15 protein-coding genes are annotated in these 16,441 nt (G+C 37.4%); 4 read left to right on the top strand and 11 right to left on the bottom strand.

The window, feature by feature from the left end; all coding sequences use genetic code 11:
• Window positions 1–54: 54 nt before the first annotated feature.
• Together NSQ74_RS04170 and NSQ74_RS04165 are read right to left on the bottom strand one after the other, a co-directional pair.
• The gene (locus NSQ74_RS04170; protein WP_340821681.1) at window positions 55–1,479 is read right to left on the bottom strand and encodes a sensor histidine kinase; all 1,425 of its coding nucleotides are present in this window, start codon (window positions 1,477–1,479) and stop codon (window positions 55–57) included.
• Entirely contained in the window at window positions 1,463–2,149 is a 687-nt protein-coding gene (locus NSQ74_RS04165; protein WP_340826394.1) for a response regulator transcription factor, read from the bottom strand. The genes NSQ74_RS04170 and NSQ74_RS04165 overlap by 17 nt, the downstream gene beginning before the upstream one ends.
• A 315-nt stretch (window positions 2,150–2,464) precedes the next feature.
• Here NSQ74_RS04165 and NSQ74_RS04160 point away from each other — a divergent pair, with 315 nt between their 5' ends.
• Window positions 2,465–2,800: a heme oxygenase gene (locus NSQ74_RS04160; RefSeq protein WP_173479220.1), complete on the top strand. Its 336-nt coding sequence runs from the start codon at window positions 2,465–2,467 to the stop codon at window positions 2,798–2,800.
• 159 nt (window positions 2,801–2,959) lie between these two features.
• Here the strand turns inward: NSQ74_RS04160 and NSQ74_RS04155 are convergent, their stop codons facing one another.
• On the bottom strand, window positions 2,960–3,976 hold the full coding sequence (locus tag NSQ74_RS04155) for a YeiH family protein (protein WP_340821679.1): 1,017 nt from the start codon (window positions 3,974–3,976) through the stop codon (window positions 2,960–2,962).
• Between the two features lie 114 nt (window positions 3,977–4,090).
• Between NSQ74_RS04155 and NSQ74_RS04150 the strand changes: the two genes are divergently transcribed.
• Window positions 4,091–4,978: a LysR family transcriptional regulator gene (locus NSQ74_RS04150; RefSeq protein WP_340821677.1), complete on the top strand. Its 888-nt coding sequence runs from the start codon at window positions 4,091–4,093 to the stop codon at window positions 4,976–4,978.
• Between the two features lie 35 nt (window positions 4,979–5,013).
• Here the strand turns inward: NSQ74_RS04150 and NSQ74_RS04145 are convergent, their stop codons facing one another.
• A complete protein-coding gene (locus NSQ74_RS04145) occupies window positions 5,014–5,934 on the bottom strand; it encodes a LysR family transcriptional regulator (RefSeq protein ID WP_340821676.1) in 921 nt (306 codons plus the stop codon).
• Window positions 5,935–6,067: 133 nt separating this feature from the next.
• On the opposite strand from NSQ74_RS04145, the gene NSQ74_RS04140 reads away from it, so the two are divergent.
• The gene (locus tag NSQ74_RS04140; protein WP_340821675.1) at window positions 6,068–7,258 is read left to right on the top strand and encodes a coenzyme F420-0:L-glutamate ligase; all 1,191 of its coding nucleotides are present in this window, start codon (window positions 6,068–6,070) and stop codon (window positions 7,256–7,258) included.
• Window positions 7,259–7,585: 327 nt separating this feature from the next.
• On the opposite strand, the gene NSQ74_RS04135 is transcribed toward NSQ74_RS04140, so the two are convergent.
• From NSQ74_RS04135 to NSQ74_RS04105, 7 genes are all read right to left on the bottom strand, one after another.
• Complete coding sequence (locus NSQ74_RS04135) at window positions 7,586–8,755, bottom strand: M20 metallopeptidase family protein (RefSeq protein WP_340821674.1); 1,170 nt, start codon at window positions 8,753–8,755, stop codon at window positions 7,586–7,588.
• Window positions 8,756–8,783: 28 nt separating this feature from the next.
• Window positions 8,784–10,196: a YfcC family protein gene (locus tag NSQ74_RS04130; protein ID WP_340821673.1), complete on the bottom strand. Its 1,413-nt coding sequence runs from the start codon at window positions 10,194–10,196 to the stop codon at window positions 8,784–8,786.
• Window positions 10,197–11,016: 820 nt separating this feature from the next.
• The gene (locus tag NSQ74_RS04125; RefSeq protein ID WP_340821672.1) at window positions 11,017–11,772 is read right to left on the bottom strand and encodes an amino acid ABC transporter ATP-binding protein; all 756 of its coding nucleotides are present in this window, start codon (window positions 11,770–11,772) and stop codon (window positions 11,017–11,019) included.
• Between the two features lie 12 nt (window positions 11,773–11,784).
• Window positions 11,785–12,486 (bottom strand): amino acid ABC transporter permease, encoded by a 702-nt coding sequence (locus NSQ74_RS04120; RefSeq protein WP_340821671.1) that lies wholly within the window; start codon window positions 12,484–12,486, stop codon window positions 11,785–11,787.
• A gap of 12 nt (window positions 12,487–12,498) precedes the next feature.
• The gene (locus tag NSQ74_RS04115; protein ID WP_340821669.1) at window positions 12,499–13,206 is read right to left on the bottom strand and encodes an amino acid ABC transporter permease; all 708 of its coding nucleotides are present in this window, start codon (window positions 13,204–13,206) and stop codon (window positions 12,499–12,501) included.
• A gap of 115 nt (window positions 13,207–13,321) precedes the next feature.
• A complete protein-coding gene (locus NSQ74_RS04110) occupies window positions 13,322–14,191 on the bottom strand; it encodes a transporter substrate-binding domain-containing protein (RefSeq protein ID WP_340821668.1) in 870 nt (289 codons plus the stop codon).
• Window positions 14,192–14,226: 35 nt separating this feature from the next.
• Window positions 14,227–15,393, bottom strand: coding sequence for an acyl-CoA dehydrogenase family protein (locus NSQ74_RS04105; RefSeq protein ID WP_340821667.1), 1,167 nt, complete (start codon window positions 15,391–15,393; stop codon window positions 14,227–14,229).
• Between the two features lie 278 nt (window positions 15,394–15,671).
• On the opposite strand from NSQ74_RS04105, the gene NSQ74_RS04100 reads away from it, so the two are divergent.
• On the top strand, window positions 15,672–16,418 hold the full coding sequence (locus tag NSQ74_RS04100; RefSeq protein ID WP_340821666.1) for a hypothetical protein: 747 nt from the start codon (window positions 15,672–15,674) through the stop codon (window positions 16,416–16,418).
• Window positions 16,419–16,441 lie beyond the last annotated feature (23 nt).

The following is a 16,441-nucleotide window of genomic DNA, read 5'->3' as shown; positions in this document are numbered from 1 at the left end:
TAGCTTCACAAATCCCCTTCTCTCCCATACAGCACAAAAAAAGCCACCACGCCGTTACAGCGTAGTAGCCTTTAATAAGGTTATTTCAAAGCATGTTCCTGTTGGATTACTTTCAACTAAACGTAAATCACCACCAATTGATTGAGCCATCATTTTACTTAATGGTAAACCTAAGCCTAGTCCTCGAACAGCGTATTTTTTATTTTCCCCTCTATAAAATCGTTCGAAAATAAATGCCTGATCTTCTTGAGTTATTCCGTTCCCTGTATCTTTAACAGCAATAATGACCCTATCAAGTTTTTGCCTTAATGTAATCGTCACTAACCCTTCCTGCATTGCTTGCTTTGCATTTGTTAAAAGGTTTGTGAATATTTGCTGCATACGTACGACATCTGCCTGCACATTTACTGACTCCAGAAGATAATTTACTTGTATTTTAACGTTTTCTTCATCCTCCATCACTTCCCACTGTGCCACAGCATCTCGCACAAGATGATTGACATTCACTGTGACGAGCTTAACAGGGATCGCATCTACTGCAAAACTATTAAAAGCTAGTAAATCTCCAACCATCGTTTTCATTTTCGTCGTTTCGAGCAAAGCCATTTGAATAAATTCTTTAGCGTCCTTACCAGTTACAACACCATCTCTTACAGCCTGCAAAAGCCCACTAATGGACGTAACAGGCGTTTTCAGCTCATGCGTCACACCAGCAAGCAGCTCTGTTCGCGTTCTCTCTAATTGTTCTAGCTTATTGGCCATTTCCTTAAAGGATGTGACAAGCTCGAAAATTTCTTCTTCTTTATTATTTTGAGGTAAATCAAATGTATAATTGCCTTCTTGTACTTGTTTAGCCGCTTCAGCTACCTGCTTAATTGGACGTACTAAGCGCTTTGATAAGAAATAGATCGCTCCCCAGCCTAGGACAGCAAGAGCTCCAATTAGTAAGGCAAGTTGACCATATTCTTGTTGAACTTTTGTCAAATTTTCCTTTTTCTCTAGCACAAGCACCCATCCAACTACATTATTATCCTTTTCAATCTTCTTTTTCACTACATATTGAACTGTCTTTTTGCTATCGACTTCGACTAGTATCTTCTTTGTTCCTTCTTCATTATCTAATAAGTTAGCAACATTATTAGTGCTTCCTGGAGGCATCGGTCGATTACTTGTCAGAACATTGCCTTTTACATCAACTACATATAAAATCGGATCAATTTCTCTCATATTATATCGTTCACGATTACCGATAAAGCCTGGTATGCCGTCTGTAGGCGCATTTGAACCAGTCGTATCCGTCAACCGATAAACTGTTTCTTCCGCTATAAAATTCATTAAATCAAGCCGATTTTCAAAAGCTGTGTGACGTATCCAGCTAGCGGAAATTAAAGAGATAATGGCTAGCCCTATAAAGAGTGTAAGTAAATAACGTCTCGTCCAATAGTTGAGTAAGGAGATTCGCCTATTTTTTTTGAACACTTAACTGATACCCCAATCCACGTAATGTTTTAATCTCTCCTTCTGCTTCATCCCAGTTTATAAGCGCTTTCCGTAATCGCTTCACCGCTAAATCGACGGCTCGATCACTGCCGTCATATTCCCAGCCCCATACTTGTTCAATGAGCTGATCTCTTGTAAATGTTTGATTTGGATGTTCTGCTAAAAATAAGAGCACCGATAAATCCCGCGGTGTTAACACAATTTCTTGACCATTGAGGTGCACTTGATGCGCCTGCATATCAATTTCCAACTGACCAAATCGCTTCTTTAAAGTTGTTTCATGATTGTTTTCAGCTCGCCTTAATACAGCCTTTACTCGCGCGACAACTTCGTCAGCTATAAACGGTTTAGGAATATAATCGTCTGCACCTTGATCGAAACCTTCTAAACGGTAATTTACATCCCCTAACGCAGTTAGCATAATAACTGGACAAGCGCTCTCATTGCGAATTTCTCGTAAAATCGTCCAGCCGTTTTTTTCAGGTAACATAATATCTAATAATACTAAATCAGGCTGATGTTCCGTAAACACTTCTATTGCCTGACCACCCGTAAAGCATTGTACAACTTCATATCCAACCTTTTGCAAATAAGCCTTCAATACTTGGCTAATTGCGAATTCGTCTTCCACCACTAATATTTTGGTCATCATTTTTCACCCCGCCACGGCTTGTTGATTTTTTATTATAGCATCTGTTTATGTCAGCTAAATGTCAGCAAGCTCTACAGAACAATGCTCTATATGTATATTTGTATATTTGAAAACAGACTTATAACGATCCACCATACAACCTATTCATCTAATGCATTTATAGAAAAAGTTATTATTCTTCTCTTGAATTATTGCAATTCGGTTGACAATGGCTTCTTTGGACACTTATCATTGATTGCGAATGATAATCATTGATAATTCATTCAATTGTAGTTTAGACTATCTTCAATAAAATGATTAGGGGGTAATAGTATGATTATTGTTACAAATCGTATTCAAGTAAAGCCTGGCTTTGCAGCAAAAATGGCACCAAACTTTACGAAGCCAGGTCCTCTACAACAGTTTGAGGGCTTTCATAAAGTAGAGGTATTAATCTCGACAGATGATCCTACATATGACGAAATGAGCGTCAATATGTACTGGGAATCTAAGGAACATTTCCAAGCTTGGCGTAATAGTGATGCTTTTGCTGCGGCACATCACCGTCCAGAGCCTGGCTCAGAAGGTGCAAAACCTGAGAATAGCCCTATTATCGGCAGTAAAATTGTTATTGCTGAGCTTGCTTCTTCTATCGAAGCACAAAGCTAATAACGAATTGTAAACCTTTTAAATATCTTCTGATTCTATCTAAAAAACCATGCATATTTCTAGAAATATGCATGGTTTTTTAATTTAAGTGCCAGGCACTCACACAATTTTGAATATTCCCCAGGTAATATGGAATACAAGTGTCAGTCACTCACACAATTATTGAAACACGACTACTAAAATGTAGCCGACAACTGATAAACAAACAGAACCGATTAATCCTGCGATAAATGCTTTAATGCCCAATTGCTTAAACGTTTTAATCTCTACATTTAATCCTAATCCTGCCATCGCCATCGCAATTAAAATATACGCACAGTTCACAAAAGTTTGCGCAACTGCTGGTGGTACTATTCCTAATGAATTAATCCCGCTCATTACTAAAAACCCTAGAATAAACCAAGGAATAATAGAAAGAGAAAATGCTTTATTTCCTTGTTCTTTATCCCTTCTTTGATACATAATACCGATTACTATTGCCACTGGCACAAGTAATGCTACGCGAGTTAATTTTACTATGACTGCCATATCAACAGCCTCATCACCACCTGCAGACGCTGCTGCAATGACATGAGCTATTTCATGTAATGTACCTCCCGCAAAAATACCATATTCGGTTGGCGTTAAACCAAATATTGAATACAACAGCGTATAAACAAGTGTAAATACTGTACCAAGCAACGCTACAATCGCTGCACCTACTGCTGTTTCTTTTTCATTTGCTTTAATTTGAGGCGCAATTGCAACTACAGCCGCAGCCCCACAAATAGCTGTCCCGCAGGCTGTTAAAATGCCGAGCTTTTTATCTACATTAAATATCTTCGTTAAGCCGTAAACAACAAACAGTGCAAATACTAAATTGATGAATGCAATAAGAAAAACGCCTGCCCCTGCATGATAAATATCAGCTAAGTTCAACCGCATACCAAGCAAAATAATACCGAAACGCAATAGTTTTTTACTCGAAAAGGATATACCTGTTTGCCACGCATCTGGCACACTAAACGCTGCTCTCCAAGCCATACCTAGTATAATTGCTATCACAAGCTGCCCTAAAATTGAGAAGAAAGGAAATGTAGAAATATACTTAGCCACTAAGGCAAGGCCCAACGTCAATATAATGCCCTTTATAAAAGGTGGCGTTAGGAATTTCTTAATCCCTTGTTGTTGTTCCATGCTGTCCACTTCTTTCATTCTTTATGAATATTACTTTATAAAAAAGGTAATCATTAGTAAAATACATATATATAATTACTATCATTAATTTTTCTAATTATAAGGGGTGATGTGATGCAATACGATGCGTTAAAAACTTTTATTACATTAGTTGAAGTAAACAATTTTACGAAAGCCTCAGAAATTTTACATATTTCCCAACCTAGTGTGAGTCTACATATTAAAAACCTTGAACAAGAGTTTCACACGACATTATTTATTCGCTCGCCAAAGTCTGTGCAAATTACTCCTACTGGTGAAATTTTATATAAACGTGCAAAGCAAATTATGGCCATTGCGGAGGCTGCACAGGAAGATATTTTAGCATATCATCACTCTATTCAAGGAACGCTCATTATTGGAGCAAGCTTTACGATTGGCGAAAATATTCTGCCATCCATTTTGTCAAAACTTCAACAACAATTTCCTCAATTAGAGTTACAAGTTATTATTGGCAATACAGATGAAATTATTCAATTTACCAAGCTATTACAAGTAGATATTGGGCTTATAGAGGGGCAAGCACATGACAATGAGCTCGTCATTCAGCCATTTATGCAAGATGAATTATTTATAGTTAGTGCAAGTAACAATTCCCTTGCTGAGCAACCCTCTATTACTATTTCACAATTACAACGACAAAAATGGGTTGCACGAGAAGTTGGCTCAGGAACACGCAATTATTTAGACCATCTATTTCGCACAAATGGTCTTCAAGTACATTCACTTCTAACAATTAGTAGCAATCAAGGCGTGAAGGAAAGTGTCATTGAAGGACTCGGCCTGTCTTTACTGTCTGGCAGTGTTATTGAGCGTGATATACGAAATGGCGATATTGCCATTTTGCCACTTGCGGAACAACGTTTTATGCGGACTTTTTCTTACCTTCACTCACCTACGATGAAGAATAAACGGAATGTTGAAGCACTTATTGAATTTATTACGAGGAAAAATGAGACATAAAAAAAGCTTAGCTGGCTATATTTTAGTCGCTAAGCTTATTTTAATGTTCTAGGGTTTATCGTTTTACGAGCCTGTTTACGCTCGATAATCTCTATAAATTTTGTAGCAGCACGGGACAATGGAACACTTTTTAAATAACACATACCAATGCTACGATTTGGAATGCTTTCTGTTAATGGAAGCTCATATAGTAGTCCTCGTTGCAAATAATCCTGTGAAAACTCTTTAGTTACACAAGCAATCCCTAAATTACTACGTGCAAATTCAAGCACTAAATCATGCGAGCCGAGTTCAAACTCAGGTGCAATTTGAATTCCTTTCGACAGTAAATAATTTTCTACATAATTTCTTGAGTTGGATTTCTTCTCTAGAAAAATAAGTGGAAACTTAAGTAGATCTTCAAAACGTAAGCTTTTTGATTGCAGTGTTTTATATTTCTCTCCACATACGAAAATATCCTGTATTTCCGTACACACTGTTAATTGTAGACTCACATCTTCTATCGGAAAATTGCAAAGCCCTACATCCACTTCACCAGATTTAATAAAGTTACATATTTCAGAGGTCGTACCATTTAGCATCTGTAGCTTAATATTCGGATACATCGTATGAAAAGCCTCGAGATAGGGCATTAAAAAGAAGCGTGAAATCGTATCTCCTACACCTATTTTTAATTGCCCCGTCGTTAAGTTTTTAAATTCCAGAAGCTTTTCCTCTCCAGCATCTAAAAGACCTAATGCCGAGTTTGTATATTCATACAGCAGCTTCCCCTCTGTCGTTAATGTTACGCCTTTCGGTGTACGATTGAAGAGTCGTGTACCAAGTTCTTTTTCCAATTGCATCATTGCTTGGCTAACTGCCGGCTGCGTCATAAATAAATCTTTAGCCGCCCTAGAAAAACTACTACTTTTAGCAACAACACTAAAAACACGATATAAATCTAATTTCCCTATCATATAAGTACTCCTTATAGCTATTATACAAACTATTAATTTTACTTATATCATTAACTGAGCGTATAGTAAAATCATATTGATTTTATTCATATTATTTAAATTAACATATAGCTTTTTATGAGGAGAGATTATTTTGGAACGTGTAGTTGGTACAGTTGTAAGAGGTCTTCGTGGTCCTATTATTAACGAAGGTGATAATATTGAACAAATCGTTGTTGATACAGTGTTAAATGCCGCTAAAGTGGAAGGCTATTCAATTGAAGATCGTGATATTGTTACAGTAACAGAATCAGTTGTAGCTCGTGCACAAGGTAACTATGCATCAATCGATGACATTGCAGCGGACGTAGCTGCTAAATTCGGCGACGATACTGTTGGTGTGATTTTCCCAATTTTAAGCCGTAACCGCTTTGCAAACTGCTTACGTGGTATTGCAAAAGGTGTAAAAAAAGTTGTTTTAATGCTAAGCTACCCATCTGATGAAGTTGGTAACCACTTAGTTGATATCGATGAATTAGATGTAAAAGGTATTAACCCTTGGACAGATACATTAACGGAAGCTGAATTCCGTGAACATTTCGGCTATAAAAAACACACATTTACAGGTGTCGATTATATCGAATACTACAAAGAATTAATTGAAGCTGAAGGAGCTGCTTGTGAAGTAATCTTCTCAAACAACCCGAAAACAATTTTAGACTATACAAAAAGCGTACTAACATGTGATATTCACACTCGCTTCCGTACAAAACGCATTTTAACAACAAATGGTGCTGAAAAAGTATTCTCGTTAGATAACATTTTAGCTGTATCTGTAAATGGTTCAGGCTTCAATGCTGAATACGGTCTACTTGGTTCAAACAAAGCGACTGAAGAAAGTGTAAAACTATTCCCACATACTTGCCAACCAATCGTTGATGGCATCCAAGCAAAAATCAAAGAAGCTACTGGTAAAACAGTAGAAGTAATGGTTTATGGCGATGGCGCATTTAAAGATCCAGTGGGTAAAATTTGGGAGCTAGCTGACCCAGTTGTATCTCCTGCCTTCACTGCTGGCCTAGATGGTACACCGAATGAAGTAAAATTAAAATACTTAGCAGATAATGACTTTGCTGATCTTCGTGGAGAAGAATTAAAAGCAGCTATCTCTGAATATATTCAAAATAAAGACGAGGATTTAACTGGTCAAATGGCCGCTCAAGGTACAACACCTCGTAAATTAACAGACTTAATCGGTTCTCTTTCTGACTTAACTTCAGGCTCAGGCGACAAAGGAACACCAATGATTTATATTCAAGGTTACTTCGATAACTATACAAAATAATACGCTTTAACAAGAAAAACTCCCGCCTTCATATGCGGGAGTTTTAAAATGTCGACAAAAGGCAACAAGAAATTCACTCCTGTTATATCTTTTGTTATTTTTATCCATACCGTGGACCAAAAGTAGAATTTCCCTGCCTACTGGTTTAGTTGATTGGAGCGGAGGGCGCGACTCCTGCGAGAACAGCACAAAACGTAAGCCGCAACAGATCGCGCGTTAGCGTGGGTTACGGCTTACGGTGTGCCCGCGGAAAGCGTCCGCCCGTAGCGGAAATCAACAGCAGAAGACCTCTACAAAAAAACACCCGCCAACACTGGCGGGTATTTTTTATGGACATAATGTCCGTGCGATATTTTCAAAATAGCGTACACCGTAAATAAGGGCATCCTCATCTAGTTTAAAGCGTGGGTGGTGCAACGGATATGCTTCACCAAACTCCTCGTTATGCACCCCTATAAACTGCATAGAAGAAGGGACAGCCTCAGAAAAATCTGCAAAATCCTCTGTGCCGAACATTGGTGCAGCTAATTCTTGTACACCCTCTGCTCCAACAATATCGCCCGCTAAGCGACGTGATAATGCCGTTAGCTCCTTATCGTTTGTCACTGAAGGACAGCCAAGCTCCCATTTAATCTCTACTGTTGCTCCGTGCATTGCCGCTATACCATTTACAATCTTTTCTAAATGATGACGAGCATCGACACGTACTGTCGCGTCTAGTGAACGTATTGTACCACCTAGCTCAGCAGTATCAGCAATAATATTTAATGCTGTGCCGCAATGGAATTGTGCTACCGTTAAGACAGGAGCATGGATACTTGGTACTTTACGCGACACGATTGTTTGCAGTGCAACAACCATTTCTGAACCAATTAACAACGGATCAATCGCTACTTCAGGCATAGAGGCATGGCTACCACGTCCATAAATCTTAATCTCAAAATCATCCGCCGCCGCTGTAAATTTCCCATCCTTCATGGCAAACTGACCAACTTTATAATCAGGACTTACATGTAATGCAAATGCATAATCTACATTTTCTGCGATACCTAGAGAAACAAGTTGTGCCGCTCCCCCTGGTGTTACCTCCTCTGCGTGTTGGAAAACAAAACGAATTTCACCATTGAAATCTGTTCCTCGCTCTGCTAATGCTTTTGCAGCCCCCAATAACATGGCTGGGTGCGCATCATGCCCACAAGCATGCATGACACCTCGATTTTTTGATTTAAACGGCAGATCGGTCTCTTCCTCAATTGGCAATGCATCGATGTCAGCACGTAATAAAATAGTATGACCATTACCGTCTGTTTTCGTTCCTTTTAAAAATGCGCAAACACTCGTTTCAGTTAAGCGCTTCACTTCTAAATGTGGGAATGTTATTAATTGGTTATAAATATAATTTGCTGTTTCATATTCTTGATGTGATAACTCTGGATGCATATGTAAATGCTGTCTCCAGGCAATGACTTGTTGTTTTAAATCTTTTGTTTCTATCATTTGCAAATCCTCCTATCATTCTACCAAGTTAAAACGGTCCGTAATTCATAGCGTGAGCGATAATTAGTAAAATTATAGCTAAAGCTGTTTGAATAGCGAAGTATGGGAACACCCATTTAAACCATTTAGAGAATGGAATACCTGCGATTGCTAGACCTGCTAACAATACACCACTTGTAGGGATTACCATGTTTGAAATACCGTCTCCAAACTGGAAAGCCAATACCGCTGTCTGTCTTGATACACCAATTAAGTCTGCTAACGGTGTCATAATTGGCATTGTCAAAGCCGCTTGTCCACTTCCTGATGGCACTAAGAAATTTAAGCAAAGCTGTAGTAAGAACATGCCCACAGCGTTAATGGAAGCAGGTAGTACACTTACTGCATTCGCTACAAAATGTAAAATCGTATCAATTAAGCCACCTGATGTAGTAATAACTAAAATAGTTTGAGCAAAGCCAATGATAAGCGCACCCTCTACCATATCTCTAGCCCCTGAAATAAAGCCTTCAGCCATTTTATTCGGGCTCATTTTACAAATTATTGACATAATAATACTGCTTAATAGGAACACGCCACCAATTTCACTGATATACCATTGAAACTTAATAACCCCAACAATTAATGCGACAAAATTCGCCAATAACACAAGCAATGCTAATAAGTGGCGCCCACTCATTTTAAAGTCTAATGATATTTCAACACTTTCTTCTGGCTTAAATTTCCCGTAAATCCCTTTAGACGGATCTTTTTTAACTTTTTTAGCATGTCTAATAATATAGATTACCGTTAAAAGATAAAAAACAAAAAATACAATAATTCTATAGGACATACCTGAATACATTGGCAATTCAGCTATCGTTTGAGCAACCCCGATGTTAAACGGATTCGTAATCCCCGATGTAAATCCAGTAGCTAATGTCCCTAGCATTACTATCGCAAATCCTGTAATTGCGTCCATTCCAAGAGCCATCGTTAATGGAATAATAATCGCAATGTATACTAGTGTATCCTCAGCTGAACCGATTAAAGTGCCTAAACTACCAAAGATTAATATAAGAATCGGAATTAATACATACTCCTTCTTGCCAAACTTAGAAGCCATTACTTTAATAAATGAATCAATAGCTCCTGTTTTTTGCATGATACCAAGTGCGCCACCAAATAAAAATACAAATAAAATAATGGAGGCACCTTCCAGCAACCCTAAATGGACACTATTAAATATTTGAAGAAAACCAACTGGGCTCGAATCAATATATTGAAATGATTCAGGATTCACAACCATTCGACCATTACTCTCTACTCGATCGTACTGACCTGCTGGAATAATATAAGTAAGGGCGCTCATTACCAAAATAATGATAAACATTAAAACAAACGCATTAATACCTTTAGTTTTTGGCTCTTCTAAATTATTTTCTTCCTGTAGATTTGCCATTCTCTCTCCCCTTTACATTCGTAGTTTAAAACCTTTTCAAAAGTAGAAACTTGCTACATTAGACAAGAAATCTACTCCACCCCCTTTTCCGTTACACGGAAATATATTCCGATAAACGGAAATATATTAGTAAAAATATAAAAAATTAAAACTTAAATGTCAATATTTTTTGATAATTCTGTTTAATAAAGTATTAAAATTTTATACATAATACAGCGAAAATCTACTACTTTAGTCAATTAGAACAATGCAAAATCATTTCAATTTTAATATTAAAAAATATGTAATTACTTCGCTCGCTATCAACTCATTTCACTATCATTCTACGTGTATGTTTAAAAAGTCAGTGTGCGATTTTAGCCCTCTTTTGAATAAACTCCCGTTACATAACTATCCAAAAATAAGCTCTTTTTTAATAAAAATCTATCATTTGAAAAAGAAAAAAGACTGCCCGTTTTTTTCGAAGCAGTCTCTTTCCAGACAAACAATAGAACATTCATCCTAATAGTTTATATGCATACTAAATGTATATAACGAATATTTATGCAACTAATGCAATAACAATCTTCCTCGTTTGCTACCCATTTTCAATCTGTAAAAAATAGTAAAAATCCACTTGACATTCATTAATTGTCTAGCAGATTTCACTATATATTGAAACGTAGAAATAGCGGAACATCTATATTGTCGGCTTTACGCATTGGCTTGCAATCAGATTTTTAGAGCCGGCTTAAAAGGACCTTTAAAAATTCCCGAGCATTTAACTTTAAGTACATTCACCCCTACCCCTATAGAAGTAGAGAAAATTTGTTAAAGAAAGCTAAATATAAAACGTATAGTCTTCTGGTGTTACACGCTTTAAAAACTTTTTCGTCCGCTCTTCTTTTGGACTAACGAATATATCATGTGGGCTTCCCTCTTCCACCACAACACCGCCGTCCATAAAAATAACGCGGTTTGCGACATCCTTTGCAAAACCCATCTCATGCGTTACTACAAGCATTGTCGTGCCTTCTTTCGCAATGTTTTTCATAACGGTCAACACTTCTCCTACTAACTCTGGATCAAGCGCAGATGTCGGTTCATCAAACAAAATAATATCTGGATTTAAGGCAACTGCACGAGCTATACCAACACGCTGCTGTTGACCACCTGATAACTGACTTGGATAAGCATCATATTTTTCTGATAAACCTACTTTGTCGAGCGCTTTTTTGCCGATTTCAATAGCCTCAGCCTTTGCTATTTTCCGACCAATAACAAGCCCTTCTGTAACATTTTCTAAAGCTGTTTTATTAGTAAAGAGGTTGTAATTTTGGAATACAAAAGCGACACGTTGTCGAATAGCATGAACATCCTTCTTCTTTACGTTTTGAAAATCTACATCGATATTCCCAAACGTTGCATGCCCTTGATCAGCCTTTTCTAAAAAGTTAATGCAACGCAATAATGTCGTTTTACCGGAGCCACTCGGACCTAAAATAACAACTACATCACCTTTATCAATTGATAAGTCTACACCTTTTAAAATTTCATTGTTGCCAAATGATTTGTGAATATTTTTGATTTTTAACATGATAATCGCCCCTTAGGCATTTGCCATTTTGTATTTGCTCAAATGTTTCTCGTATCGCTTAAACAGGTATTCAACCGTACTACACAAAATTAAATACACGATGAAAATATCAAGATATGCTTCCACATAATTGTAGCCGACATTAGCAGCTACTTTGGCCTTCAGTGTAATTTCTGGCAATGACATTGCATAACCCAATGACGTCGCTTTTATTAAGTTCACTGTTGCTGTACAAATATTCGGCATAGCAACGACTAAAGCTTGTGGAATAATGATTCGTCGATATGCTTGAAATGTCGTTAAACCGACCGCGTGTGCTGCCTCAAGCTGGCCCTTCTCAATAGTACTTAAAGCCGAGCGGAATACCTCTATTAAAATAGCTGTTGTACTAAAAGCAAAGACAATAAACGCATACCAAATCGGATTGATTTTATATATATCGTAGGCAATATGATATTTTTCAAAAATCATTTTTAGAATTAGTGGAATGCTACTATAAATAATGAATATCTGAATAATAATTGGAGTACCTCGAACAAAGGATACATAAATTTTTGCTAGATGATGAATAATTGGAATTTTATTGATGCGTGTTAGTGCTAATAAAAATCCTAGTGGTAGGGCAACGAGCAACGCAACAACCGTTACAAGGAGTGCAATCGGTACGCCGGATAATGCCACAAAAAAGGTTTCAACTAAAAATTGATAGTTCATGATTACGCCTCCTTACGTCGTTTCTAACGTTCTTTTCCCCTTGCCGAAAAACTTTTCCAACATAGCAAAGAATTTTTCAATAACAATGGATAGTACCCAATAGACAATCGCAAGTGCAATATAAATTTCTAGTGCATGCGCATTGATATTACTAGCTATAATTAAATTCGCTTTCCCAACAATATCGATTAACCCGATTGTGTAAGCTAATGCACCCTCTTGTAATAACGCAATCATGCCATTCCCGAAGTTCGGCAATGCAATAACAAGTGCTTGGGGGAAAATAATACGACGATAGGCTTGAAATGGTGTTAACCCTACACTGACAGCCGCTTCATACTGCCCCTTGTTAATAGCTAAATAAGAAGATCTAATCACTTCTGACATGATTGCAGCAAACTGCAATGTGAATGTTACGACAACAAAGAACGCTGTATCTATCGCATGAAGATTTAAACCAACGTTTTCTGCTAATGCAGGTACCCCGTAATATACAAGGAATAATAGAACGATAGATGGCGTACAACGCATAACCGTTGTATACAAATTCGCTATTTTTTGTAACACTTTCTTTGAACTTAACTTTGCTGCAGCTAATAACAAGCCGAAAAATGTACCTAACACAATGGAAGAACCTGCAACTAAAAAGGTTACTTTTAAAAACGGCAATAATAAGGGAATAGCGTTCCAAATGTACGATGCATCAAAATATTTCTCCATTTCCTCACCAACTTTATAAAATGTCTTCACTAAAGGCTGCTACGAAACAACACCTTTGTTCTCCGTTTATTAAGAAAGACTGCTGAGTATGTTGACTCAGGCAGCCTTTAAAAAATTATCGATTTACGTTTTCTAACACTTCAAATAAATCACGGCCATAAAATTCTTTACTTAATTCACTTGTTTTCTTTTGCTCCTTAATTTGGGCAATAGCTTTATCGTAAGCATCCGCAAATTCTTGCTCTTTTTTGTTGAACAATGGCCATGTTTTAATCACTGCAAACTCGTTGTAAACAACTTCATCTTTTAAGTTATGATAAGCGCCATCATCAGCTAATACTTGCTGTTTGAATGGCCCTTCAATCATGACACCACCATCAACGCGACCTTCATTTACCCATTGCACCACATCGACAGTAAATGCATCACCAGCTTGTAATTTAACTTCGTTAGTTGGATTTGCTTTATTGTACTCATCAATAATTGTATACTGTGCATTGTTTGCAGCGATTGGCGCTAGCGAGTAGCCCTTTGTCGCAAAGTCAGCTAATGTTTTTATACCTTCATCTTCTTTGCGTAGCACTAAACCTGCACTACTTAACCCTAAAAACTCTTTAGGGAAAATAAACTTCTCTGTACGCTCCTGTGTAAAGAATGCATTTTTTACACCTACTTGGTACTTTCCTTGCTCTACACCGATTAGTAAATCATCGCTTGTAGTCCCTACGTATTCAAACTTATATTCTGGTAATAATTCATCTACTAGCTTCATTACTTCCACATCATAACCAGTTGGATTTCCCTTATCATCAATATAGCTAATTGGCTTAGAAGCTTGATCGTAAGCTACCTTTACAGTACGAACTTTAACCCCATCTTCAGTTTCATTTTTAGATGCTTCGCCAGAACTGCATCCTGCTAAAATAGCAAGAGAAGCCAACCCGACTGCTGCAAATTGTAATAATTTTTTCTTCTGTTTAAACATATGTCATTTCCCCTTAATCTCAAGTGATTTTAATATTAATGTTCCGTTAGTTTCTGCTGCTCAATAGCAGCTGTCGCTAATTTAATAATTGTCATATCATCCATTGGCGGGTTATGTAAACCTGCACGGACATTGCGATAATAGCGCTGTAATGGATTCGTAAGCTGCAAACTTTTTGCTCCAACTACACGCATCGCCTTATCTACAATATCTATCGCAATATTTGTCACGGTGTGCTTTGCAACCGCCATTTCATTCGTTAAAGTATCGCGTCTAGCTGGATCATCATAAGCTTCCGCTACTCCATATAGCACAAATCGTGCCTGATGAAGCTTCAATTCAATATCACCTAATAGCTGCTGCACATTAGGCAATGTACTAATCGGAGCATTTAAACTATTTGGTTGATGATGATTAGCAAAATGCAACGCATAGTCTCGGGCTGCCTGTGCAATCCCTAAGTAAGTTGCTGGAATATGTAAAATCCAGCCATTGATTTTGCCACCGCTTGGGTGATTCGGCAATTCTACTAATTGGTTTTTAGGGACAACGACATTCTCTAACACTAAATCATGACTGCTTGTGCCACGCATCGCAGACATTTCCCAGTTTTCTACAATCGATAGCCCTGTTACATCTTTATGAATGAGAAAGAAGCCTATTTGCCCTTTTTCTTCAATCCAAGAAGATGTCAAGAAATAATCTAGTACAGGTGATGCAGTCGTAAATATTTTACGGCCACTTAATAACCAGCCATTATCTGTTGATACAGCAGTTGTTCCAGGGCGACCACCTCGTGTCGGACTACCAGTTGCTAATTCACTGACAGCTCGATTTATGATGGCACCTTTTTGTACTTCCAAAGCAAACTCTTCGAGAATATCGTCTGCCCACAGTTTCTTATCATATATCTCACCAACAACGCCTAGAGTCCATCCTAGTGAAAGAGAGGCGTTCTCGTCGTAGCTAGCTAGTGTTTCTTGAACGAGGATCATATCGTAAACAGATAGTCCCTCTCCGCCATATTGTTTTGGTAATGTTAGTTTTGGATAGCCGATTTGCAGTAATAGCTTATGTGCCTCAAATGGGAAACGCGATTGCTCATCGACTTCTACAGCCTCTGATTTAATTGGTTCCGCAATTGAAGCAAGCTGCTCCAACCAGTATTGCTGGCGCTCAGTTTTAATAAATAACTCTTTCAAGAAAATCTCCTTCTTCCTAAATTATATAAAACATATATATTTACTAAGAATTAATGTTGTAAAAAAATCTCTACCTACATTAGTGGTGAGATCACTTTAGTACTGAATTTTCAGATTCATTGTCATTATGATACTTTCAACATGTTTAATTGTCAATGGTTAATCACAAGTTTTTTTGTAAGAATTATAGGGTTTTGTTTTCTCCTTATTTCAGCTCTTTATTTTGTGCACCAAGCTGTATTTAAAACATATGCTAACACTAAGAAAGAGGTGTATAAATGACCAAAAATACGAGTCCATCTCCAAATACTGTAAACATCACACATATAGCTCCTCAAATTATTCAAACGAAATTTGGAGATATAAACGGTGATGGCTTTTTCGATACAGTTTTTTTAATGGGTACTAAAACGCCGGAAAGTCCCCTATGGCAGAATCTAACACTAGTTGTTTTTTACGGACAAACAAGACAATTCCAACAAATTGGGCTGAAAGAAAACATTGGCTATAACCCTACGATTTTTCTAGGCGATTTTACAGGGGATCATATAGAAGATATTCTTATTATTTCTGATACTGGTGGCAGTGGTGGCATTATTAATGGTGAGATTTTTTCCTCGATAAACGGGAAATTGCTTTCGATATTTGATACGGAGTCATTTAATAATAAACTCACTTACTCGGTCAATTATTTAAATAACTACAAAGCATCCGTTCGTAGCACGAATCCTAAAAAGCAGTATATTCTCGATTTACAATATAAAGGAGCCGAATATTTAGCAGAAATTTATAATAAAGATGGTACATTGAAGCAACCGATTGAAGGCTGGGTTGACCCTATTAGCGGATTATATCCTATTGATTATGCTCGGGAAGGAACATATCAACTATTAGCCTATCAGGAAATTGCGGGCAGATATCATGCGGATGGTTTAGGATTTGTTGAAAACATTTTAAAATGGAATGGTCGAGAATTTGTAGTTGATCGACAATCCGTGTCCATATATGGCGAGGATTTAACATAAAGCGAGAATACCGATATAAACTA

The organism is Lysinibacillus sp. FSL W8-0992 (assembly GCF_038008685.1).
Lineage (GTDB): Bacteria > Bacillota > Bacilli > Bacillales_A > Planococcaceae > Lysinibacillus.
Note: the sequence above shows the minus strand (reverse complement) of the source record. Positions and strands in the feature narration are given on the sequence as shown.

Bases quoted from the DNA above. Each gene is read 5' to 3' on its own strand.
- NSQ74_RS04165 (WP_340826394.1), bottom strand. From the start codon at position 2,149: ATGACCAAAATATTAGTGGTGGAAGACGAATTCGCAATTAGCCAAGTA.
- NSQ74_RS04160 (WP_173479220.1), top strand. From the start codon at position 2,465: ATGATTATTGTTACAAATCGTATTCAAGTAAAGCCTGGCTTTGCAGCA.
- NSQ74_RS04155 (WP_340821679.1), bottom strand. From the start codon at position 3,976: ATGGAACAACAACAAGGGATTAAGAAATTCCTAACGCCACCTTTTATA.
- NSQ74_RS04150 (WP_340821677.1), top strand. From the start codon at position 4,091: ATGCAATACGATGCGTTAAAAACTTTTATTACATTAGTTGAAGTAAAC.
- NSQ74_RS04145 (WP_340821676.1), bottom strand. From the start codon at position 5,934: ATGATAGGGAAATTAGATTTATATCGTGTTTTTAGTGTTGTTGCTAAA.
- NSQ74_RS04135 (WP_340821674.1), bottom strand. From the start codon at position 8,755: ATGATAGAAACAAAAGATTTAAAACAACAAGTCATTGCCTGGAGACAG.
- NSQ74_RS04130 (WP_340821673.1), bottom strand. From the start codon at position 10,196: ATGGCAAATCTACAGGAAGAAAATAATTTAGAAGAGCCAAAAACTAAA.
- NSQ74_RS04125 (WP_340821672.1), bottom strand. From the start codon at position 11,772: ATGTTAAAAATCAAAAATATTCACAAATCATTTGGCAACAATGAAATT.
- NSQ74_RS04120 (WP_340821671.1), bottom strand. From the start codon at position 12,486: ATGAACTATCAATTTTTAGTTGAAACCTTTTTTGTGGCATTATCCGGC.
- NSQ74_RS04115 (WP_340821669.1), bottom strand. From the start codon at position 13,206: ATGGAGAAATATTTTGATGCATCGTACATTTGGAACGCTATTCCCTTA.
- NSQ74_RS04110 (WP_340821668.1), bottom strand. From the start codon at position 14,191: ATGTTTAAACAGAAGAAAAAATTATTACAATTTGCAGCAGTCGGGTTG.
- NSQ74_RS04100 (WP_340821666.1), top strand. From the start codon at position 15,672: ATGACCAAAAATACGAGTCCATCTCCAAATACTGTAAACATCACACAT.